Below are 533 nucleotides of genomic sequence, written 5' to 3'. Positions count from 1 at the left end.
GGGTGTGGTGTGGATTTTTTTGCCAGTTTTTTGGATTGTTTTTGTCAGGTTTTGCTTTCCTGGTTTGTGTTGAAACTGTTTGGTTTCGATGTTTTTTCATGGAGAGTTTGATCCTGGCTCAGGACGAACGCTGGCGGCGTGCTTAACACATGCAAGTCGAACGGAAAGGCCCTGCTTGCAGGGTGCTCGAGTGGCGAACGGGTGAGTAACACGTGGGTGATCTGCCCCTGACTTTGGGATAAGCCTGGGAAACTGGGTCTAATACCGGATATGACCATGGGATGCATGTTCTGTGGTGGAAAGCTTTTGCGGTTGGGGATGGGCCCGCGGCCTATCAGCTTGTTGGTGGGGTAATGGCCTACCAAGGCGACGACGGGTAGCCGACCTGAGAGGGTGATCGGCCACACTGGGACTGAGACACGGCCCAGACTCCTACGGGAGGCAGCAGTGGGGAATATTGCACAATGGGCGCAAGCCTGATGCAGCGACGCCGCGTGAGGGATGACGGCCTTCGGGTTGTAAACCTCTTTCAG

1 rRNA gene is annotated in these 533 nt (G+C 54.8%); it reads left to right on the top strand.

Annotated elements, in window-relative coordinates:
- Positions 1–95: 95 nt before the first annotated feature.
- Positions 96–533, top strand: a 16S ribosomal RNA gene (locus tag B1964_RS27925); the annotation flags it as partial.

This window comes from Gordonia sp. i37 (genome assembly GCF_002043085.1).
GTDB lineage: Bacteria > Actinomycetota > Actinomycetes > Mycobacteriales > Mycobacteriaceae > Gordonia > Gordonia polyisoprenivorans.
Note: the sequence above shows the minus strand (reverse complement) of the source record. Positions and strands in the feature narration are given on the sequence as shown.